Annotated in this window: 22 protein-coding genes; 9 read left to right on the forward strand and 13 right to left on the reverse strand. The window is 59.1% G+C overall.

The window, feature by feature from the left end:
* Positions 1-46: 46 nt before the first annotated feature.
* From RWM61_RS17100 to RWM61_RS17125, 6 genes are all read left to right on the forward strand, one after another.
* Positions 47-319: a spore germination protein gene (locus tag RWM61_RS17100; RefSeq protein WP_314003017.1), complete on the forward strand. Its 273-nt coding sequence runs from the start codon at positions 47-49 to the stop codon at positions 317-319.
* Entirely contained in the window at positions 270-482 is a 213-nt protein-coding gene (locus RWM61_RS17105) for a spore germination protein GerPB (RefSeq protein WP_314003019.1), read from the forward strand. The genes RWM61_RS17100 and RWM61_RS17105 overlap by 50 nt, the downstream gene beginning before the upstream one ends.
* Positions 483-567: 85 nt before the next feature.
* Entirely contained in the window at positions 568-1,182 is a 615-nt protein-coding gene (gerPC, locus tag RWM61_RS17110) for a spore germination protein GerPC (RefSeq protein ID WP_314003021.1), read from the forward strand.
* A gap of 4 nt (positions 1,183-1,186) precedes the next feature.
* Positions 1,187-1,381, forward strand: a complete 195-nt coding sequence (locus tag RWM61_RS17115) for a spore gernimation protein GerPD (RefSeq protein ID WP_314003023.1) — start codon at positions 1,187-1,189, stop codon at positions 1,379-1,381.
* A 15-nt stretch (positions 1,382-1,396) separates the two neighbouring features.
* On the forward strand, positions 1,397-1,777 hold the full coding sequence (locus RWM61_RS17120) for a spore germination protein GerPE (RefSeq protein ID WP_314003025.1): 381 nt from the start codon (positions 1,397-1,399) through the stop codon (positions 1,775-1,777).
* A 32-nt stretch (positions 1,778-1,809) separates the two neighbouring features.
* Positions 1,810-2,022, forward strand: coding sequence for a spore germination protein (locus tag RWM61_RS17125; protein WP_314003027.1), 213 nt, complete (start codon positions 1,810-1,812; stop codon positions 2,020-2,022).
* A gap of 140 nt (positions 2,023-2,162) precedes the next feature.
* Here the strand turns inward: RWM61_RS17125 and RWM61_RS17130 are convergent, their stop codons facing one another.
* Together RWM61_RS17130 and RWM61_RS17135 are read right to left on the reverse strand one after the other, a co-directional pair.
* The gene (locus RWM61_RS17130; protein ID WP_314003029.1) at positions 2,163-2,387 is read right to left on the reverse strand and encodes a hypothetical protein; all 225 of its coding nucleotides are present in this window, start codon (positions 2,385-2,387) and stop codon (positions 2,163-2,165) included.
* Between the two features lie 69 nt (positions 2,388-2,456).
* Entirely contained in the window at positions 2,457-3,482 is a 1,026-nt protein-coding gene (locus RWM61_RS17135) for an NADH:flavin oxidoreductase/NADH oxidase (RefSeq protein WP_314003031.1), read from the reverse strand.
* A 78-nt stretch (positions 3,483-3,560) separates the two neighbouring features.
* On the opposite strand from RWM61_RS17135, the gene RWM61_RS17140 reads away from it, so the two are divergent.
* Positions 3,561-4,517 (forward strand): D-2-hydroxyacid dehydrogenase, encoded by a 957-nt coding sequence (locus RWM61_RS17140; RefSeq protein ID WP_314003033.1) that lies wholly within the window; start codon positions 3,561-3,563, stop codon positions 4,515-4,517.
* Positions 4,518-4,619: 102 nt separating this feature from the next.
* Here RWM61_RS17140 and RWM61_RS17145 read toward each other — a convergent pair whose 3' ends face one another.
* The 7 genes from RWM61_RS17145 to RWM61_RS17175 all read right to left on the reverse strand — a co-directional run bounded on the left by RWM61_RS17145 (position 4,620) and on the right by RWM61_RS17175 (position 11,682).
* Entirely contained in the window at positions 4,620-4,979 is a 360-nt protein-coding gene (locus tag RWM61_RS17145) for a hypothetical protein (RefSeq protein WP_314003035.1), read from the reverse strand.
* Between the two features lie 28 nt (positions 4,980-5,007).
* Positions 5,008-5,712, reverse strand: a complete 705-nt coding sequence (locus RWM61_RS17150; protein ID WP_314003037.1) for a pirin family protein — start codon at positions 5,710-5,712, stop codon at positions 5,008-5,010.
* The gene (locus tag RWM61_RS17155) at positions 5,709-6,422 is read right to left on the reverse strand and encodes a hypothetical protein (protein ID WP_314003039.1); all 714 of its coding nucleotides are present in this window, start codon (positions 6,420-6,422) and stop codon (positions 5,709-5,711) included. The genes RWM61_RS17150 and RWM61_RS17155 overlap by 4 nt, the downstream gene beginning before the upstream one ends.
* Positions 6,423-6,468: 46 nt before the next feature.
* A complete protein-coding gene (locus tag RWM61_RS17160) occupies positions 6,469-6,711 on the reverse strand; it encodes a hypothetical protein (protein WP_314003041.1) in 243 nt (80 codons plus the stop codon).
* A gap of 423 nt (positions 6,712-7,134) precedes the next feature.
* Positions 7,135-8,127 carry an L-glyceraldehyde 3-phosphate reductase gene (gene mgrA, locus RWM61_RS17165; RefSeq protein WP_314003043.1) on the reverse strand — a complete coding sequence of 331 codons (993 nt, stop codon included), beginning with the start codon at positions 8,125-8,127 and terminating at the stop codon, positions 7,135-7,137.
* A gap of 58 nt (positions 8,128-8,185) precedes the next feature.
* Positions 8,186-10,000, reverse strand: a complete 1,815-nt coding sequence (locus tag RWM61_RS17170; RefSeq protein ID WP_314003045.1) for a B12-binding domain-containing radical SAM protein — start codon at positions 9,998-10,000, stop codon at positions 8,186-8,188.
* 131 nt (positions 10,001-10,131) lie between these two features.
* On the reverse strand, positions 10,132-11,682 hold the full coding sequence (locus tag RWM61_RS17175; RefSeq protein ID WP_314003046.1) for a stalk domain-containing protein: 1,551 nt from the start codon (positions 11,680-11,682) through the stop codon (positions 10,132-10,134).
* Between the two features lie 239 nt (positions 11,683-11,921).
* Here RWM61_RS17175 and RWM61_RS17180 point away from each other — a divergent pair, with 239 nt between their 5' ends.
* Together RWM61_RS17180 and RWM61_RS17185 are read left to right on the forward strand one after the other, a co-directional pair.
* The gene (locus RWM61_RS17180; protein ID WP_314003048.1) at positions 11,922-12,875 is read left to right on the forward strand and encodes an RluA family pseudouridine synthase; all 954 of its coding nucleotides are present in this window, start codon (positions 11,922-11,924) and stop codon (positions 12,873-12,875) included.
* A 4-nt stretch (positions 12,876-12,879) separates the two neighbouring features.
* On the forward strand, positions 12,880-13,350 hold the full coding sequence (locus RWM61_RS17185; protein WP_314003050.1) for a YdeI/OmpD-associated family protein: 471 nt from the start codon (positions 12,880-12,882) through the stop codon (positions 13,348-13,350).
* A 240-nt stretch (positions 13,351-13,590) separates the two neighbouring features.
* Here RWM61_RS17185 and RWM61_RS17190 read toward each other — a convergent pair whose 3' ends face one another.
* The 4 genes from RWM61_RS17190 to gap form a co-directional block, all read right to left on the reverse strand.
* Positions 13,591-15,021 carry an NAD-dependent malic enzyme gene (locus tag RWM61_RS17190; RefSeq protein WP_314003052.1) on the reverse strand — a complete coding sequence of 477 codons (1,431 nt, stop codon included), beginning with the start codon at positions 15,019-15,021 and terminating at the stop codon, positions 13,591-13,593.
* 22 nt (positions 15,022-15,043) lie between these two features.
* Positions 15,044-15,673 (reverse strand): nucleotidyltransferase family protein, encoded by a 630-nt coding sequence (locus RWM61_RS17195; RefSeq protein WP_314003054.1) that lies wholly within the window; start codon positions 15,671-15,673, stop codon positions 15,044-15,046.
* 105 nt (positions 15,674-15,778) lie between these two features.
* A complete protein-coding gene (ppdK, locus tag RWM61_RS17200) occupies positions 15,779-18,460 on the reverse strand; it encodes a pyruvate, phosphate dikinase (protein WP_314003056.1) in 2,682 nt (893 codons plus the stop codon).
* Positions 18,457-19,485 carry a type I glyceraldehyde-3-phosphate dehydrogenase gene (gap, locus tag RWM61_RS17205; protein ID WP_314003058.1) on the reverse strand — a complete coding sequence of 343 codons (1,029 nt, stop codon included), beginning with the start codon at positions 19,483-19,485 and terminating at the stop codon, positions 18,457-18,459. Before gap ends, ppdK begins: the two co-directional genes overlap by 4 nt.
* Positions 19,486-20,074: the final 589 nt, after the last annotated feature.

Genomic DNA, 20,074 nt, shown 5'->3' on the forward strand with positions numbered 1-20,074 from the left:
GGCTCTTCCTGTTCAGTTCTCCCAGGCATAGCCTGGGGCTTAATATTTGAGTTATCCACATTCCGAATTCATGTTTAATATTGGCGATGTCCATACCATTGCACCGGCCCAGTTTTTGCGAATACTTGCCGGCAGCGGATCTTTCACTTCCGGACAAAATGTAAATGTCAATAATGCATCCAGCGTGATCAATATATATGGTGACGATGCTTATGAAGAGACCGTTTTCGCGCCGGAATATGCATCCACAATGCTAGGAGGGAGTAATGTTGAATTTATTCGTTCACCAAAATATTGTCATCCATACGCTGAAAATTGACGGGATATCAAATTCTTCGGTTTTTCAGATTGGCAGTGCGGGGGTGATCAAATCGTTATCGCAGTTTTTTAATACGGGAGGCTTTACAGAGCCGGCCCCTGCGGTAGGACCTCAACCGTTCATGATACCTCTAATCGTATCGACTGCGGCGCCGACTCGTTAAATTAATTTCCGGGTGATAAGTTTATCGACACAAACTCGTTTTTGCGTCTCGGGTATCAAATTTTATTGGAGTGGAGTTGATCTTCATGTATATGAGCCCGGAATTGCTCTGTTATTTACAACAACTAAATGGGTGCTTGCATTCCCAAAATCAACAAATCAAGGAAATGAACGGATTCATTCAGCAGCTCGTTAAGGAAGTTAATCAGTTGAAAGAAAAAAGCGCCCAACCAACTGTAATAAGGAATGAATACAAATTTGATTTATTAAAAGTGGAAACATTGTCAGGGACCTTAAACATTGGAATCAAACCGGACGGAAAGGATTCTTCCATCGAAGAATTTGCCGTTGAACAATCGATGAATGTAGAAACGGTTGAAAAGGAGTACCCTGAACTTTATAAACGTATTCAAGAACAAATCACGGGGTATTTACATCATGATGCCTATGCAACGCTGAGGATTTGTGAAAATAAATACGATTACACGTTGGATGATCCGTACCGGAAATTTATTGTAGAAGATGTCAAAAAACAGATTGACGGGCGCATCCGTTATTATTTAAACCAGTTCAAGCCGGAACAAGTGGAGCCCGAACAATTAACGCAAATGGAGTGGCAGATCGTTGAAAATATAAAGCGGGATATCGAACAAACGTTCGAAACATTTGTAAAGCATTTACCTTCAAAGGGGAATCAATAGTTCGATGGAATATAACGTAATCAATGGTGAAATTTCCGTCAGCAGCATTGACATTTTTTCTTTAGGGGGCTCATCCAGCTTTATGGTGGGAGATATCAAAACGATTTCTTTGTCCTCGGCCTATGAGACTCCGCCTGAAAATTTGATTGTCGGTGTTACGATTCCCTTGGCGCCTCCAACAGAAACAATTGAAGAGTAAAGGAGGGGCTGGAAATTGAACAGTAGAATTTCATCCGTCGGACAGATCAGCAACACGTTTACCGACACTACTTCAAGCATTGAAATCGGGGATACCGTAAAATTTGCGCCTGTAACTCATGGCGTTCTTGTACAACGCGAAAAAGCGGTTTTTTTCGACCATGAATTCAATTTAAAGGACTATTCCATTTTTTTGCGGCCGTTATTGCAGCCTGTCGTTACGGAAAACATCACGATGACTAGAATTAACGAATCACCTGTTATTCAAGTACAAAAAATCAATATTTTCAGGGTTTTAGGCTGCAGTATTGCCCATCTTGGATCAAGCCAAATGACAAAAGCCGAATCACGAAGTAAAGCTATCCGCCACCTGTTGAGAGAACGGCCATCTGACTAGCAGTCGGGATAGTTTTAGAGGAGGGGATTCCCTTGCCGTCTATAGTTGGAAGCATCAATATAAACAGCAATTCAGGAACGGTCAACTTCGGAGATACATTAAACATTTCGCCGAAAAGCGCCTCCAAAAGTGTTTCCGGGCCGGGAGGGAGTACAGGGAATTTAGTTAATGCAGTGAATGGGCCGACTATAAACAATGTATGGGATCCTCACTTGACTGATAATGCTATTGCAGGAAATAATTAAGGGACTCAATCCGAATATACAGGCGTAGAGGAATTACCACTCGCTAGCCGGCGCATGCGCGAAAAGCGAAAGAGAACCCGGCCAAGCAGCCGGATTCTCCGTGTTCGATCTTGTCCGCGTCGCAGACGGCTTGCCCGTGCTTAGCCGCCCAGCTTTTTACGCGTCGTATTGACTTTCTTGGCGTTGTTCTGATGCTTCATCGTCGGGCCGCCGCCGTTAGCGTGAAACGACTGCTTGCCGCCTGCGGCTTGCGCCTGCTTCTTCTGCGCGAGCTTTTGCTTGACCGCCTCGGCGAGGGAAATTTTTTTCGGCTCGGCATTGGTTTGATCCGTTTGCCCCGCATCCGCGCGATTGTGTTCCGTCATGCGATCACCCCGTCTTTCATCGAATCTATCCGTAGTGTATCACGTTTTCGGACAAGGCGCACCCGTCATTTAATACGCCCGTTGATAAGCCGCGGGCGCAACCTCGCGCGGGCTGCCGCCCGTTTCCTTGATCGCCCGCGTCGCCCAGTAAGGATCGCGCAGCATGCCTCTCGCAACGGCGACCAGGTCGGCGTCCCCGTTCTCCAGCACCTTCGCCGCCACCTGCGGATCCTCCAGCATGCCCACGGCTATGGCCGGCACGCCGAGCGCATCCTTGAAGGCGCGGGCGAAAGGCACCTGGAAGCCCGGATAGTTGCCCGGCTTGCGCCGCCCCGGCGCGCCGTCCCCCCCGGACGAAACGTGGAAAATGTCGACGCCCGCTTCCTTATACCGCTTGGCGATTTCGAGCGCGTAATCGAGATCGTAGCCGCCGTCGGCGTATTCCACAGCGGACATGCGCATCAGGAGCGGCATATTTTCCGGCAGCTGCGCCTTCACCGCGCGAATGACCTCCACGCCGAAAAGCGCCTTGTCGCGGCCGTATTCATCGTCCCGCTGATTGGAATAGGGCGAATGGAACTGATGGATCAGGTAACCGTGCGCGCCATGGATTTCAATCGTGTCGACACCCGCTTCAACGGCGCGGCGGGCCGCATCGGCAAATTTGCGCACGATTCCCTTCACTTCTTCGGTCGTCAGCGCATGCGGCGTATTGTAATTCTCATCGAAGGCAACGGCCATCGGCCCGACCGGCACCGCTTCGTCCTCCGCCTTGCGGCCGGCGTGGGCGATCTGGATCGCAACCTTCGCGCCGTACTTCTGCGCCTCCTTGATAATCCGGCGGTAGACCGGCACATGCGCGTCCGACCACAGGCCGAGACAGCGGTTCGTAATGCGCCCGACCGGCTCCACATCCGTCATCTCGACGACGATAAGCCCCGTTCCGCCCACGGCGCGGGACACATAATGCACATAATGCCATTCGGTCGGCATGCCGTCCTCTCCCACTGCTGAGTATTGGCACATCGGCGCCATGACGATCCGGTTTTTCAGCTGCAGCCCTTTGTACGAAAATGGTTTGTCCATTGTGCTCATTCGCTTGTCATCCTTTCTGTAGTTAACCCTGCTATACTGCTATAATGAAACCAAAACCGATACACGGAGGATCTTACGATGCGTACGATGATCTGTTTGCACGGCTTTGCGCGGGAGCAGGAAGAAGCGGTCCGCAAGGCCGCGCCCGGCTGGCGCGTGGTGTTCGGCCGCACCGGCGAGATTGAAACCGCCTTGTACAAGGAGGCGGAAATCGTTTGCGGCTGGAACGGCGACGCCGCACGCGAATGCCTGGGCCCGGATTCCAAGCTGCGCTGGGTGCAGACGTGGTCGGCCGGCGTCGACTCCCTGCCCCTCGATCGGCTGGCCGCCAAGGGGGCGCTTCTCACCGGGGCGAGCGGCGTGCATCCCGCGCCGATGTCCGAAACGGTGTTCGCCTTCATGCTCGGCCTGACCCGCGGCATCCACCGGGCGGTGCGCAGCCAGACGGAAGGACGGTGGGACCGTTCGGGCGTCCTGCCGGAAATGCATGGCAAGACGGCCGTGATCGTCGGGGCCGGCAAGATCGGCCAAGAGATCGCTCGTATTGCCCGGGCATTCTCCATGACGACGATCGGCGTGCGCCGCTCCGGCGAGACCGTCCCTTCCTTCGACCGGATGCTGGCGACCGATCGGCTGGACGAGGCGCTCGCGCAGGCCGACTACGTCATTAACGTGCTGCCGCTCACGGACGAAACCCGCCGCCTGTTCGATGAAGGACGGTTCGCCGCCATGCGAAGCTCCGCCTATTTCATCAACGTCGGCCGGGGCGAGACCGTCCGCACGGATGCGCTCGTTGAAGCGCTTCGGAGCGGTTCGATCGCCGGCGCGGGCCTGGACGTGTTCGAGCAGGAGCCGCTGCCGGAGGGCCATCCGCTCTGGTCGCTCGACAACGTCATCCTTACGCCGCACACCGGGGGCTCGACCGCCGGCGTCAAAGAGCGGGTGGCGTCGATTTTCCTCGCCAACCTTCCGCTTTATTTAAACGGCGAGACGCATGCCCTGCTTAATCTCGTTGATTACGACCGCGGCTATTGACGTTCCTGCCGCTCTCGCCGCTCTCGCCGCTCTCGCCGCTCTTGCCGCGCGTGTTGCCCGGACGTCCTGATCGCTCCGTCCCGCCCTGATCGCTTCCCCTGCTTACAGCATGACCCGGTCATTCGCGTATTCCACGCGCGCGTCGACTTCGATCGTCATCCTCCCCGCATCCGCGTCCTTCATAAGGCGCGGATGCTTGTGTTTGCCGTACAACCACCACTTGCGGATCGGCGGATCGCCGCCGGGACGCTCGATGAAAAAGAACAGGTTCAACTCTTCGGCCAGCCGTTCGATCTCCCGCATAACGGCCGGCTCGACGCGGGACACGGCGACCGTCCACCGCCCCTCCCCGCCTTCCAGGCTGAATTCCGCCCCGTGCTTGTCGCTGTCGAGCAGCAGCCGGCCGTAGACGGTTTTGATCAACAGTTTATGATGCTCGTTCGGTTTAATTTGATTCGCCATCCAGGCCACGCTCCTAACGTCGCTTTCGTTACGGAAGGTCGATCAGCAGAAAAAAAGCGCCGCCGTCCCGGGCAAGCAGTTCGAGCTCCTGCTCATTTTCCGCGCGTATGGCGTCCCCCTGCTTCGTCAGCTGATGCCCGCCGTTCACCGCCAGCCCGCCGTCGAAAAGGAACAGAAAGCTGCGGCGGCCCTTCGCTTGACGAAACGTCACCGCTTCGCCTCCGCTCAGCCTGGACATGTAGATCGTCGCATCCTGCCCGATGGAGGAAACGCCTTCTCCCCCTCCGGGAGAGACGATCGGAAGCAGCCGCCCGTTCAGGGCGGCCGGATCGTAATGGGACGTCTCATAGGAAGGCTCGCGTTCTGTGTCGGCGGGCGTAATCCAGATTTGCACAAGGGTACAATCCTCATCCGCCGGGTTCACCTCGGAGTGGATGATGCCCGTTCCCGCGCTCATCCGCTGCACGCCGCCGAAGCCGGTCACCGCTGTGTTCCCCAGGCTGTCCTCATGCTTCAGTTGTCCCGCCAGCACCACGCTTACGATCTCCATCTCCCGGTGCGGATGGGCCCCGAACCCGTGGTTTCCTTTGATCGTATCGTTGTTGAAGACTTTCAACGGCCCGAACCCCTCGCGCTGCGGGTCGTAATGGTCGGCGAACGAGAAGCTGAGCCGGCTGCTGAGCCAATCCAGCTCGGTGCGAAAACGCGATTCCGACGGATCTACGATAATCATGGCGAATCATCCTCTCCAATGGATTTCCACACCCAATTCCAAACGGCGTCGAGCGTCCGCTGCAGGTTGGATTCCCGACCGAGCATGAACGGCGGATCTGTTCGAAAATAATCGGGATGCCCGCCGACGATCCGGATCGTTCCGATGTGTCCGGGCGCATGCAGGCGGCGATCCAAGACAGGCCACCCGCCGGCGGTGAGGCGAAAGCCTCCCCAGCCGCCGAGCCGGGTCACGGTGTCGCTGCGCCGCCCCCGGGCGTCCACCGCATAGAAGTAACCGACCAGGCCGCGCATGTCAGGGTGTATCCTGACCTTCGGCGAGCCGATTTGGACCACGCGGCAATGGGCGACCGCGCCTTCCCGAAGCAGCAGACGCGCCGCGTGGCAGGCCGCCACCCCGCCGCCGCTGTGCCCGATCAGCAGCACGCTTCGGTTTGCGGCGGAACCGAGCCGCACGGCGTGCGCAGCGGCCATGCCGCCGATCCATGCGCCTCCCGGCTTGCGGCCGGACAAGTCCCGCTTCACCTCGCGGATTTGCCGCAGCAGCCCGCGCGTGTAATCGCCATACGGATATACGATACGCACGGTCGCATCCCGGCATCCTTCCTGCTGGAAGCGCTCAGTCAGCCGGCTCCCGAACGGTTGAAGGAAGCTGGGCCAGGTTCTCACCCCGGCCAGCAGATAGATGTCGATGCCGCCTGCTGGGTTCACCGGAATCACACCTCGTACGTTTGCGCATCGGTATGTGTAATTTTCGTTAGCTACTTTCATTATACACGTTAATAAAATATATGAAAACCGCAATCGCCGCAACCATCATCTCCGGAGCGCTGCCCGCCAGTCCCGGCGAATCGTGGTGCTCGGATACCCAGAAGCGGGTATATCCCGAGCCGCTCCTTTTCTGCGCCAGCTCAATCGTGCCGCGCAGCGCCCAGGAAGCCGTCATCCCCCGCGGAATCGGCGATTGGTCAAGCACGCCCAGCTTCAAATTCCGCTTCATTGTCCTTCTCCCTCCGCATCCAACATCGCTCCTCCCATTGTAGCCCCGGGTACCGGTAAAGTAAAACGCGCCGCTGCCTCCCGAATGCATGGATGTCGCTCCTGCAGCCACCCGGGATAGCTCACTGACCCACCGTTACCTCAGTGAGACACGGTTTTTCCCGCCCTCAACAGCCCTACCGACAGATAATGAGGCTTGGCGACGCGTGAGACAGGGTTTTTCCCGCTCTCAGCTTCTGCCTCCTCTTAGTTTCCGCCTGACACCGGGTTTTTCCCTCCCTCGGCGTCTCCTCCCGCATCAGTCCGTCACGTCAAACCAAACAAAAGACGGCTGTCAATAGACAGCCGCCCCGTAGTCGGCAAATAACGTTGTCAATGCGTTACTGCATACAAAATTTCTCCCGCAATAAAACCCGCCAACCGCTTAGCCTTGCAGGATCGCCTCGATATCCGCCAGCTCCTCCGGCGAGAACTCGAGGTTGTTCAGCGCCGCGACGCTGTCCTCCACCTGGCTGACGCGGCTGGCGCCGATCAACGCCGAGGTCACCCGGCCGCCGCGCAGCACCCAGGCAAGCGCCATCTGGGCGAGCGATTGGCCGCGCCGTGCCGCGACCTCGTTCAGCTTGCGAAGCTTATCCACCAGCTCCGGCATGAGGTTCTTCTCGCTGAGGAACACGCTTGCGCCGCCGGCGCGGGAATCCTTCGGAATCCCGTTCAAATATTTATCCGACAGCATCCCCTGCGCCAGCGGACTGAACACGATGCTGCCGACGCCGTTCTTCTCCAGCACATCCTGCAGGCCGTCCTCAATCCAGCGGTTGAGCATGCTGTATGAAGGCTGGTGAATGAGCAGCGGCGTGCCGAGCCCGTTCGCGATCTCGATCGCGCGCGCCATCTCCTCCGCCTTGTAATTGGAGACGCCGACGTACAGCGCCTTGCCCTGGCGCACGATCAAATCCAGCGCCCCGATCGTTTCCTCCAGAGGCGTGTTCGGGTCCGGACGATGGTGATAGAAAATATCGACGTAGTCAGGGCCCATCCGCTTGAGGCTCTGGTCGAGACTGGATACGAGATATTTCTTCGAGCCCCACTCGCCGTATGGCCCTTCCCACATGTAATAGCCTGCCTTGGTCGAGATGATCATCTCATCGCGGTACGGTGCGAAATCGCTCTTGAGCACGCGCCCGAACATCGTCTCCGCCGAGCCGGCCGGCGGTCCGTAATTGTTGGCCAGATCGAAGTGCGTAATGCCCAGATCGAAGGCGCGCCGCAGCATCGCCAGTCCGTTCTCATAGACATCCACTCCGCCGAAATTATGCCACAGTCCAAGCGAAATAGCCGGCAGCAGCAGACCCGAACGGCCCGTGCGGTTGTACTTCATCGTTGCATAACGCGAATCAGCAGCTTGATAGACCATAGTTTGTCCGGTTCCTCCTCGAATGGGAACAATACAATCATGAAATAAGTCCTTACATTCAGGCTTGCAGCATTTCGGGGGTTTCGCTTTTGGCGATCCGCAGCGTGTACGGCGTCGCTTTCCGCTCCGCGTCCGGCGTGTAGAGTACGACCAGCAGCGTGTCGGTATCCTTGCGCACCACGCCCTCGCGCAAATAAGCGTCGAGATCGAACGACAGCCGCTCAAGCACCGCATGCTTGTGCAGCTCCTTCTCCGCCGGCGCGAGCGCCGCAAAAGCTTCCGATACATTCTGCGGACGTTCGGCCAGCCTCCGCATCCAGCCGCCCAGCTCCCGCTTGTCCATCAGGAACGGCCACCAGGCCTTGCGCGGCTTGTAGTGATGGCCGAGGAAAAAGTCGACTTTCATCAGCCCGAACGCCACCTCGAGATCCAGCGTCCCCGCTTCCGCCGCAGCGGCGCCCCGCTCGCGCAGAAACGCCCACAGCCGGGAGAACAGATCCTCCAGCTGATGCCCGATTTTCTGCCAGCCCCGTTCCTCCCAATAATCGCCGAACTGCTGGAAGAAGTCAAACGGCGATGGAAACGCATTCTCCACCAAATAGAGCAGCGTCCGGTCCATCCGGTGCGCGTTCCAGTATTTCTCCAGCACATCCTCCACCCGCTTGATCCGCACGATATCGGAGAAAGGCAGCAAATCGTTGCCGAGTATTTCATACGGGGCGCGGTCCATGAAAATGTAGCCGTGCTTGCCGGCATCCTGCCGCATGCCCGTGCCCCGCAGCATTTTCAGAAAACCGAGCTGCAGCTCCTCGGGACGCAGCGCGAACACATCGTTGAACGTTCTGCGGAAGCTGTTGTAGTCCTCGTGCGGCAGCCCGGCGATCAGATCGAGATGCTGGTCGATTTTGCCGCTCTCCTTCACCTTCGTCACCGTGCGCGTCAGCTTGGCGAAGTTCTGGCGCCGCTGCACCGCCTCGTTCGTCCTATCGTTCGTCGACTGCACCCCGATCTCGAAGCGGAAAATGCCCGGGGGCGCGTGCTCCGCCAAATAATCGAGCACCTCGGGACGCATGATGTCGGCCGTAATCTCGAACTGGAACACGGCGCCGCGGTGGTTCTCGATCAGAAAACGGAACATCTCGAGCGCGTAATCGCGCTTGATGTTGAACGTCCGGTCGACGAACTTGATCAGCTTGGCGCCCGAGTCGATCAGGTACAGCAGGTCGGCCTTCGTCCGCTCGATATCGAAGTAGCGGACGCCGACCTCGATGCTGGACAAGCAGAACTGGCAGCTGAACGGGCAGCCCCGGCTCGTCTCGAAGTATACGACGCGGCTGCCGAGCGATTTCACATCCTCCGGAAAACGGTGCGGCGACGGCAGCTTGGCCAGATCCAGCTTCGGCCGCCCCGGCATCACAACGATCTCAGGCGTGCGGTCCGCCCTATGCTTGCGGTAAGCGGCGCCGAACACAAGATGGTATTTGCCCTCCCCGGCGATTTCCGCCAGCAGATGATGGAACGTCTCCTCGCCTTCGCCGACGACGATGAAATCGACCTCCGGCAGCCGCTCCATCCAATATTCCGTATCATAGCTTACCTCCGGGCCGCCGAGCACGATCCGCAGCTCCGGCATGATTTTGCGCAGCATCCCGATGACGGTGATCGTCTCCTCGATGTTCCAGATGTAGCAGGAGAAGCCGACGACGTGCGGACGGCGCGCGAACAGGTCGGCGACGATGTTCATCGCCGGGTCCTTGATCGTATATTCCGCAATGTCGATGTCGAAATCGCGCCCGCTGTAGGCCTTCAGGCAGCGAAGCGCCAGCGACGTGTGTATATATTTGGCGTTCAACGTCGCCAGAACGACTTTCATAGCTTTTCCCTCTTTGCTTTCTATAACATTCCGCAGCTTTAGCGCGGCTTGGTCTTAACCCCTACTATTGTACCGAATCGACGCGCAAAAAAGAAGAGCAGCCCCGCCGCGCGGGCACCGCTCTTCCTCATTCAGCTTCGGACACGGATATGCATCCGGTCGAGAATTTGCAGGTCGATCACGTCATAGCGCAGCCGCCACTTGCCGCCGCCCAGATCCGTCGTTTCGCCGTCCGCGAACCCGCGGGGCTCATCGTTGAACGTCTGCTCATAAGACACGAGGAACTGAATCCGCTCGTCCGGCAGCATGCGGCGCAGCTCCGATCCGATGTTCAGCGCCCACTCTCTCAGCTCGTTCGAGGCCTTATCGCCATACAGCATGTAGAACGCCGGGTCGATGACCGCGCTGATGACGATCCACCCCTTCGCGTCGCGCGTAACGGCCCATTTGTCGAACGTTGCCAAGCCTTGGGACGTCTGCAGCTCGCCGTAATTGTCCTCCATCAGCTTGCGTATATCTTCGTCGGCGGCGTCCTTCAGGCTATCCGGCAGCGCCGACTCCGGAAAGCGGATCTTTCCGGCCTCGACGGGGTTCTCCCGCAAATCCTGGAGCCAGCCTTCAATACCCGATACGGCCACCGCGAAGTTCAGGTCGGCTTTCGTGTCCTCCACGCCGGAGGTCGTAATGCCGATCAGTTCGCCGTATTCGTTGAACAGTCCCCCGCCGGAGCTGCCGTGGTCGATCTGCGCGTTCGTCTGGAAGACGCGCGCGCCTCCCTCGAACGTAATGTTGCTGATCAGTCCTTCCGACACCGTATTGCGGATGCCGAGCGGACTGCCGATCGCGTAGACGCGATCGCCTTTGCGCACGGAATAGCCGTCGCCGAAGGCGACGCCTCCGCCGTCCTCGAACCCGGGCATCGGCTCCTTCGTCTGCAATATCGCAAGGTCCTGCTCAGGATCGCCTTCGACCACGCCCTGAATCGGCACCGAGACGCCGTTGCCCAGCTGCACCTGGCCCTCCTTGGCTCCGTTGATGACATGATAGTTGGTCAGCAACCAACGGTCGGACAGCACGATCCCGCTGCCTTGGCCGTAATCCGTGGTGATCATTCCCACATAATCGTCAACCCGGGCAACGATTTCCGCCGCGGACAGCTTTTTCTTCACCGCCTGCCCGCTGCCCAGCCGCTCGATCTCCTGCTCCAGCCGGTATTCGACGGAGGCGATCCGGACGGATTTCGTTGTGCTTTCCCACACCGTATCGGCGTCAAGCGCCTCGCTCACGAAACGGAGCGGCACCATCGTCGCGCCCCCGATCACCTGCGGAGGCGCGCTCAGCTTGACCGCCTTGCCGCTCACGACCGCCTGTTTGGAGCCGAGCTTAAGCGCAATGGTCCGGGAGCCCTTCCGGGCGAAAACGGTCTTCGTCTGCTGCTGCCAAGCGACGGGCGCCTCAAGCGCATCGAAAATCGGCCTCATCGGCACGAGTATCGTCCCGTTCCTCTCAACCGGCGCCGGTTTGAAAGCAAGCTGCTTGCCGTCCACATAGACCCGGATCCCCGGCTGCTTCGCCGGGGTCTGTGCCGCCTCCGCCTGCGCCGCCGATGCCGCCTGCGCCGGAACGGCGATGATTGCTGCCGCAAGCAGCGCTGCAATCTTATTTGTCACGGATGTTTTCATACGGTTCCCGCTTCCCCCAGACATTCTCCTGTTTTTCCCATTCCTCATCGTAACACCCGCATAAGCCGTTGTCTATGGCAATTAACGGCTGCTTCCGCGCAGTCGGACGGGAAGCACCCTTTTTCCCGCTTCAACCTTTCTTACACGCCGATTCCGACGGCAAAACCGCTCTCCCGCATGGCGGTCGTTCCGGCATCGTGCTATAGTGAAACCAAAAAGCCGGAAACGGAGATCTGAGCATGAACAAACGACAGGACAAACGACAGGACAAGCGTCATCATAAGCCGGCCAAACCGGCGGGCGAACAGCCAAACGCCCGGGGGTTTACGGCGGACGAGCCGGCGGAGCTGCTGCCTTTTCTGCTGGCCAAATTATCCCGCCTGGGACGCAACTCCGTAAAAGCGATCCTCGCGCGCGGACAAGTGTCCGTGGGCGGGAAACCCGTCACGGCGTACAATCATCCGCTGAAGCCTGGGGATACGGTGACGGTGAATAAGGAGAAAGCGGCCGGGCAGGCGCCGTTCGCCGGCATGTCCATCCTCCACGAGGACGAGGACATCATCGTCATTCTGAAGGAGGCCGGCCTGCTCTCCATCTCATCGGGCCGGGGGCAGGACAACGAAGCGACCGCCTATCGGCAGCTTATGGCCCATGTACGGGCCCAGGATCCACGAAACCGGATATTCGTCGTGCACCGCCTGGACCGGGACACGTCGGGCGTCATGCTGTTCGCGAGAAGCGGGCGAATCCAGCAAAGCCTGCAGAACAACTGGCAGGAAGCGGTGAAGGAACGGATCTACGTGGCGCTCGTCGAAGGGCAGGTGAAGAAACCGGAGGGCACGATCACTTCCTGGCTGAAGGAGAGCAGCACGCTGAAAATGTACTCCAGCCGCTACCCGAACGACGGCCAGTACGCCGTCACCCATTACCGGACGCTTCAGTCCGGCAACGGCTTTTCGCTGCTCGAGATCCATCTCGAGACCGGACGGAAAAATCAAATCCGCGTCCACATGCAGGATATCGGCCACCCGATTGCAGGCGACAAGAAATACGGCTCCAAAACGAAGGAGATCGGCCGGCTGGGCCTCCATGCCCGCGTATTGGCTTTTGTCCATCCGGCGAATCAAACGGTGATGCGGTTCGAAACCGACATCCCGAAGCCGTTTCTGAAACCTTTTCGCAAAGGAGAATGATGTGATGGCGATGCATACGTTTGAAGCGGTGCTGATCAGGCCGGAGGGCACGGGCACTTGGACGTATCTTAACGTGCCCTTCCGCGCCGAAGAGGCGTTCGGCAGCAAGACCCAGGTCAAAGTGAAGGGAACCGTGAACGGCGTCCCTTACAGGGGCTCGATTATGCCGCACGGGGACGGAAGCCATTATATGGTCGTCAAGCAGGAGCTGCGGGAAGCGGCCGGGGTGACGGCGGGCGACTCGGTTGCCGTGACGATGGAGCTGGACACGGACAAGCGCGAGGTGGACGTTCCGCAGGATTTGCAGGCGGAGCTGGAGACCGACGAGGCGGCCGCCCGGACGTTTGACGGCCTTTCCTACTCGCACCGAAAGGAATATGTCACGTGGATCGAGTCGGCGAAAAAGCCGGAGACGAGGACGAAGCGGATCGCCCGCGCCGTCGAAATGCTGGCCGAAGGAAAAAAGCTGAAATGACGGCGAATTCCGCATCCATCGAGAACTTTATGAAGCATCTCCGTCTGCATTTCCGCCATACCGCAGCCTCCTTTTCGGGTGTATAACGATCATTACCCTTCTTGCCACCAAGGACGTGAAGCGGCACGCTTCCGGGAGATGATCTCGAACAACGAGAACGCGCTAAACAGCGAAGTTAAATTTTCTGTTAGAGTGAAACCCGGCCGGCGTTCAGATGAACGCAAGTCGGGTTTTCATTTGCTACCGGCTAACGTGCTCGGACCGCTCCATGAAATCCGGCGGTATCCGCCTCGCTTCCCCGGTCCTGATCGCCGTCTCGATAACGGCCTTCCGGACAAGCTCGACCACTTTGTCGTTGAATATGCTCGGGATGATGTACTGCTCGTTCAGCTCGTCCGGCTGCACGACCGCCGCGATCGCCTTGGCCGCCGCCACTTTCATCGCCGAAGTGATCGTGGCCGCGCGGCAATCCAGCGCGCCGCGGAAAATGCCCGGAAAGCACAGCACATTGTTGATCTGGTTCGGGTAATCGCTGCGCCCCGTCGCCAGCACCCGGACGTACCGCTCGGCCACATCCGGCTCGATCTCCGGATTCGGATTGGCCATCGCGAAGACGATGCTGTCCGGCGCCATGCTCTGCAGATGCTCCACCTTCAGCACGCCGGGTCCCGACACCCCGATAAACACATCGGCTCCGCGAATCGCTTCAGTGAGCGAGCCTTCGATCCCATCCGGATTCGTGACGGCCGCGAGCCGCTCCCATTCCGGATTGCGGTAGGACACGCCGCGCCTTATGACGCCTTCGCGATCAACCGCATAGATATGCTTCGCACCCGCCGCCAGCAGCATGTTGCAGATGGAAACGCCGGCGGCGCCGATGCCGACCACGACGATTCTCGCGGATTCAAGCTGCTTATCGACGACGCGAAGGGCATTGAGCAGCCCGGCCAACGCCACGACCGCGGTCCCGTGCTGATCGTCGTGGAACACCGGAATATCCAGCTCATCGATGAGTCTGCGCTCGATCTCGAAGCAGCGGGGAGAGGCGATGTCCTCCAGGTTGATCCCGCCGAAACCGGGGGAGATCGCTTTCACGATTTTGACAATATCGTCCGGGTCTTTCGTGTTCAAACAGATCGGAAACGCATCGATGCCCGCCAGCTGCTTGAACAGCATCGCTTTGCCCTCCATCACCGGCATCGCCGCTTCCGGTCCGATGTCGCCGAGGCCGAGTACGGCGGTTCCGTCCGTGACGACGGCCACCGTGTTCCTTTTCATCGTGAGCGAATACGCCTTGCCCGGATCGTTGCGGATCGCCATGCTGACGCGGGCCACCCCCGGCGTATACACCTGCGACAAGTCTTCCCGGTTCTTGATCGGAAGCTTGGGGGTTACTTCGATTTTGCCGCCCAGGTGAACGAGAAAGGTGCGGTCGGACACGTTGATCACGCGAATGCCCGGCATGTCTTTCAACACCTTGACGATTTCCTCATTGGCCGTTTCCTGCACATGGACGGTCACGTCGCGCGTCGTCGCCTCCTTGCCGGAGCGGATGACGTCGATCGCCACAATATCGCCGCCGGCCGAGCCGATCGCGGCAGCCACTTCCCCGAACGTTGCGACCGATTTCTGGATTTCCATCCGGATCACGATCGTCGTTGATATCGACATGGATTGTCTCCCCCTCGATTGTTTATGGCTGGCGCCTGTCGTTCCTTTTCTTGCAATACCGCTCGGCACGATGATAGTCTTCAACGGTGTCGATGTCCTCATTCCATTCCGCCGCCGCAAAATCCACCGTCGCCGTGCTTGCCCTGTGCGCCTCCAACACGCTGCGCGCTCCTTCGTCTCCCTGCAGGCCGTCGATCAGCGCATACATGTCCCTGTCGAACAAGACCGGATGCCCCGGCCTCCCGGCGTATGACGCTCTAACGATACGGATGCCTTTGCCGTATCCGTCGTCGTAGCGCTCGATCAGCCTCGGCACCGCTTCGTCCGGAACGAACGGCTGATCCGCCAGAAACACGAACGCGGCGCGCGTATGCTCCTTCACCGCTCGTATGCCCGCCCTGAGCGAGGTGGACATTCCCTGCTCCGCATCCGCGTTCAGGACAAGCTTGACCGGTTTGTCCGCGATATACGCGGACATCCCGGCGGCGGTGCGATCATTTGCAACCAGCACGATCCGGCTCAATCCCGTGCGGACGGCCAGTTCAACGGGATAAAGAAACAACGGCTTGCCCGAGAGCGGGGCGAGCTGCTTGCCTCCGCCGAATCTCCGCGCCTGTCCCGCGGCCAATATGACCGCTCCGATGCCGTTCATATGCGGCGCCTCCCTTCCGTTCCGCAATCGTTGCAGCCCTCCCGTACTCTACTTGTTCGGAGCGGCGGCGGGAATTCCTTCTCTGCCGTTGTATTCCTATCCTATTCATATCGGACATGCCCGGTTCGCGGGCGGATGGCTGTAAGGACACTCGGCCGCCTGCGCGGCGGCGATACGGGCGAGCGGAATGCGGTACGGCGAGCAGCTGACGTAGTCCAACCCGGCCCGGTGGCAGAAAGCGATCGACTCCCCGTCGCCGCCGTGCTCGCCGCAGACGCCCGTTTTCAACTGCGATTTGACGGCGCGCCCCTGGGACACGGCCATGTCGATCAGGCGGCCCACTCCCTCGGTATCCAGCACCTGGAACGGATTGCTCGGCAGCAGCTCCCGGTCCATGTAATGCGCCATAAATTTGTTCTCCGCGTCGTCGCGGCTGTAGCCCAGCGTCATCTGCGTCAAATCGTTGGTCCCGAACGAGAAAAAGTCGGAATGCGCGGCGATTTGATCGGCGGTCAGGGCGGCGCGCGGCACCTCGATCATCGTGCCGACCTTGTAGCGGCATTCCCGGCTTTTGTGCTTGCCGAGCACCTGCTCCGCGATCCGGTCGACCATCTCCCGCAGCAGCTTCAGCTCGCTGGCGTGGCCGACCAGCGGTATCATGACTTCAGGCTGCACGTCGATGCCTTTGTCCATGCAGGCGGAAACCGCCCGGAAGACGGCCTCGGCCTGCATATCGTAGATTTCGGGGTAGACGATTCCGAGCCGACAGCCGCGCTGTCCCAGCATCGGGTTCGCCTCATGCAGGCCGCGCACCCGGCGGATCATCCGTTTCAACTCGGCCTGCTCGTCGGCCGTTCCTTCCCCCTGATAGGTCATGCGGACCAGCTTCTGCTGCAGCTCCTCCAGATTCGGCAGAAACTCGTGCAGCGGCGGATCCAGCAGCCGGATCGTAACGGGCAGGCCGGCCATGACGGCGAACATATCCTGGAAGTCGGCCTCTTGCATCGGCAGCAGCTTGGCAAGCGAAGCCCTGCGCGCCTCGAGGGTGTCCGCGAGAATCATCTCCCGCACGATCGGCAGCCGCTGCGGCGAGAAAAACATATGCTCGGTCCGGCACAGCCCGATGCCCTGCGCGCCGAACCGCCGGGCGCTCTCCGCATCCTGCGGATTGTCCGCGTTGGCGTACACCTTGAGCGTCCGCAGCTCATCCGCCCAAGCCAGCATTTGTCGCAGCTCGTCGGTCATGACGGCCTCGCTCACCGGAATTTCACCGGCCATGACGCGTCCGGTCGCCCCGTCGAGCGTGATCCAGTCGCCTTCGCGGATCACCGCCGCTCCGGCCTCCATCGTCTGCGCCCCGAGATTGATCCGCAGCGCCTCGCAGCCGCATACGCAGGGCTTGCCCATCCCGCGCGCGACGACTGCCGCATGGCTGGTCAGTCCGCCTCTGCTCGTCAGAATGCCTTCAGCCGCAATCAGCCCCTGGATGTCCTCGGGAGTCGTCTCCGGTCTGGCCAGAATGACGCGCTTCCCCTGCTTGCTCCATTCCACCGCCTTCTCCGGGTGGAAAACGATCTGGCCGACCGCGGCTCCGGGCGACGCGGCAAGCCCGGACGCCAGCACGGACCGCACCGCTTCCTCCTTCAATCCGCGGTGAAGCAGCTGATCCAGATGCGAGACCTCGATGCGCATCAAGGCTTCCCGCTTCGTCAGCACGTTCTCCTTCACCAGATCGACGGCAATTTTGAGCGCCGCCTGGGCGTTCCGCTTGCCGCTGCGGGTCTGGAGCAAATACAGACGGTTGTTCTGCACCGTGAATTCGATATCCTGCATGTCCTTGTATTGCCGTTCGAGCTGCTTCGCCGCCGTTGCCAGCTGTTCGAATACGGCGGGCATCGAATGCTTCAGCGCTTCGATCGGAAGCGGCGTACGGATTCCCGCCACCACATCCTCGCCTTGGGCATTGACCAGATATTCGCCGAAAAGCATATCCTCGCCGTTCGCCGGGTTTCGCGTGAACAGCACGCCGGTGCCGCAATCTTCTCCCATGTTGCCGAACACCATGCTTTGCACATTGACCGCCGTCCCCTGCGAATCCGGAATCCGGTTCAGCTTGCGGTACACGCGGGCGCGCGGATTGTGCCAGGATTTGAATACGGCCTCGACCGCCATGCGCAGCTGGTCGCGGACGTTCTGCGGGAACTCGCGGCCCGCGCGGCGCCCGATGCAGTCCTTGAAATCCTCGATCAGCGACTGCCAGCCCTCCGCCGTAACGTCGCCGTCCTCCACAACGTTCAAACGAACCTTAAGCCGGTGAAGCCGCGTTTCAAATTCCGATCCGTCGATCCCCAGCACCACACTGCCGAACATTTGCACCAGCCGGCGGTAGCAGTCGTAAGCGAACCTGCCGTTCCCGGTCAGCTTGGCCAATCCGAGCACCGTCGCATCGTTCAGGCCCAGATTCAGAATCGTGTCCATCATGCCCGGCATCGAGGCGACCGAGCCGGAGCGGACCGATACGAGCAGCGGCTTATCCGGATTGCCGAAGGACCGCCCCGTTTGCCGCTCCAGCAGATCCATGGCCGCCGTGTATTGCCGCTCAAGCTCGGCCGTAATGCGGCTGCCGGTCCGGAAATAGCCATGGCAGGCTTCGGTCGTGATCGTAAAGCCCGGCGGCACCGGCAAATTCGCGCCCGTCATCTCCGCCAGATTCGCGCCCTTGCCGCCGAGCAGCGTCCTCATGTCGGCGTTTCCTTCGGCAAAGCCGTATACATACTTGTGCGTCATGCTCTTATTCCCCCTATGATGGCCATTTCAATATTCGCGATATGGGCGGCAAAATCGACGACCCGGCTTGCATACGCCCATTCGTTGTCATACCAGGCGAGCAGCTTGATCTGATTGCTGCGGACCATGACGCTCAATCCGTCGATGGTGGAAGACTTGTCGTTCCCGATGTAATCCGACGATACGAGAGGCAGCTCGTTATAGCCGACATAGCGCCCGATCGGCCCCGCGCACGCCTGCCGGAATGCGTCTCTTACCTCATCGGCCTCCACCGGACGGCTCACTTCCGCCTGAAGGTCAAGCAGCGATACGTTCTGTGTAGGCACCCGTACCGAAATGCCTTGCACGCAGGAGGCCAGATGAGGCAGCACCTCCGCCAGCGCCTTGCCGACGCCCGTGGAGGTCGGAATGATCGATGCCGTACAGGCTCTGGCTCTCCTTAAATCCTTGTGGGGGTTGTCCAGATGGTTCTGGTCGCTGGTGTACGCATGCACCGCGGTCATCCAGCCGCTTTTTACCCCGAAAGCCCGATCCAGAATGTGCAGCACCGGCGCCAGGCACTTCGTCGTGCAGGAGGCGGCCGACAGCAGCCGGTGGCGCGAAGGATCGTACCGGCCGTCATTAACGCCCATCACGACGGTTGCGTCCATGTCCTTGCCGGGGGCGGTAATGAGCACGCGCTGCGCTCCCGACTGCAAATGCGCGGCCGCGTCGGTGCGGCTGTTGAATTTCCCGGTCGCGTCAATGACCAGTTCCACTCCGTACCGGCTCCAATCGAGCCTGTCGATCGCGCGGTGGGACAGCAGCGGAATCCGCCGCCCGTCCACGACGAGCGCATCGCCGCCGCTCTCCGCATTACGATCCCAGGTTCGATGGACGGAATCGTATTTCAACAAATGAGCCAACTGGTCGGCGGACACGGTAGAATTGACCGCGGCTAATTCCAACGTCTCGGAGTCGTCGGAAAGCAGCTTTCGCATCACCATTCTGCCGATCCGGCCCGTGCCGTTGACGGCCACACGCAATCCTGTCACCCCCTCGGTATATTATACATTTATTATTATATATTACGTCATATATGATGTACAATAGGCTTTAAATAATTATTTAGTATATCATATATAAAGCTCCCCGCAGCAAGCTGCGGGGTATCTCTCCACATCGAGTTAGTTCCACGCAAGCTGCGGGGAATTAGAGCCGGGGAGATTAAAGTGATTATGTATCTCCGGTGGAGGCGGTCGACGCACAAATGATTTCCCGTTACCGGGTTCGAGGTGTCGCCATCTCCCATGTCGGGTTCTGTTCTTTGTGCTTGCTTTAGCCATTAGCGAAAAGAATGCGCTAATAGCGTATTCTTTTCGCTAAATCCATCTCGCTCCACGTCATTTCAACGATTAGTGAACAATGTTCACTATAAAGTGAACATTGTTCACTAATAGAGAAAAGACTTTACTATGCTGTACTATGCAAGCAAAACCGCTTTTCTATAGTGACTTTTGTTCATTATTAGTGAAGTTTTTTCCACATAGATTGTCGCGCTCCTATGGGGGTGGTACACGACGCCGATCGCGCGGTGCCCGAGCGTCTCCATGAACGGGCCCCCGTCTCCATTTC

Origin of the sequence: uncultured Paenibacillus sp., from assembly GCF_963515335.1 — a bacterium.
Lineage (GTDB): Bacteria > Bacillota > Bacilli > Paenibacillales > Paenibacillaceae > Paenibacillus_I.

Coding starts and splice junctions, on each gene's coding strand:
- gerPC (WP_314003021.1), top strand. CDS start 568: ATGTATATGAGCCCGGAATTGCTCTGTTATTTACAACAACTAAATGGG.
- RWM61_RS17115 (WP_314003023.1), top strand. CDS start 1,187: ATGGAATATAACGTAATCAATGGTGAAATTTCCGTCAGCAGCATTGAC.
- RWM61_RS17130 (WP_314003029.1), bottom strand. CDS start 2,387: ATGACGGAACACAATCGCGCGGATGCGGGGCAAACGGATCAAACCAAT.
- RWM61_RS17135 (WP_314003031.1), bottom strand. CDS start 3,482: ATGAGCACAATGGACAAACCATTTTCGTACAAAGGGCTGCAGCTGAAA.
- RWM61_RS17140 (WP_314003033.1), top strand. CDS start 3,561: ATGCGTACGATGATCTGTTTGCACGGCTTTGCGCGGGAGCAGGAAGAA.
- RWM61_RS17145 (WP_314003035.1), bottom strand. CDS start 4,979: ATGGCGAATCAAATTAAACCGAACGAGCATCATAAACTGTTGATCAAA.
- RWM61_RS17150 (WP_314003037.1), bottom strand. CDS start 5,712: ATGATTATCGTAGATCCGTCGGAATCGCGTTTTCGCACCGAGCTGGAT.
- RWM61_RS17160 (WP_314003041.1), bottom strand. CDS start 6,711: ATGAAGCGGAATTTGAAGCTGGGCGTGCTTGACCAATCGCCGATTCCG.
- mgrA (WP_314003043.1), bottom strand. CDS start 8,127: ATGGTCTATCAAGCTGCTGATTCGCGTTATGCAACGATGAAGTACAAC.
- RWM61_RS17170 (WP_314003045.1), bottom strand. CDS start 10,000: ATGAAAGTCGTTCTGGCGACGTTGAACGCCAAATATATACACACGTCG.
- RWM61_RS17175 (WP_314003046.1), bottom strand. CDS start 11,682: ATGAAAACATCCGTGACAAATAAGATTGCAGCGCTGCTTGCGGCAGCA.
- RWM61_RS17180 (WP_314003048.1), top strand. CDS start 11,922: ATGAACAAACGACAGGACAAACGACAGGACAAGCGTCATCATAAGCCG.
- RWM61_RS17185 (WP_314003050.1), top strand. CDS start 12,880: ATGGCGATGCATACGTTTGAAGCGGTGCTGATCAGGCCGGAGGGCACG.
- RWM61_RS17190 (WP_314003052.1), bottom strand. CDS start 15,021: ATGTCGATATCAACGACGATCGTGATCCGGATGGAAATCCAGAAATCG.
- RWM61_RS17195 (WP_314003054.1), bottom strand. CDS start 15,673: ATGAACGGCATCGGAGCGGTCATATTGGCCGCGGGACAGGCGCGGAGA.
- ppdK (WP_314003056.1), bottom strand. CDS start 18,460: ATGACGCACAAGTATGTATACGGCTTTGCCGAAGGAAACGCCGACATG.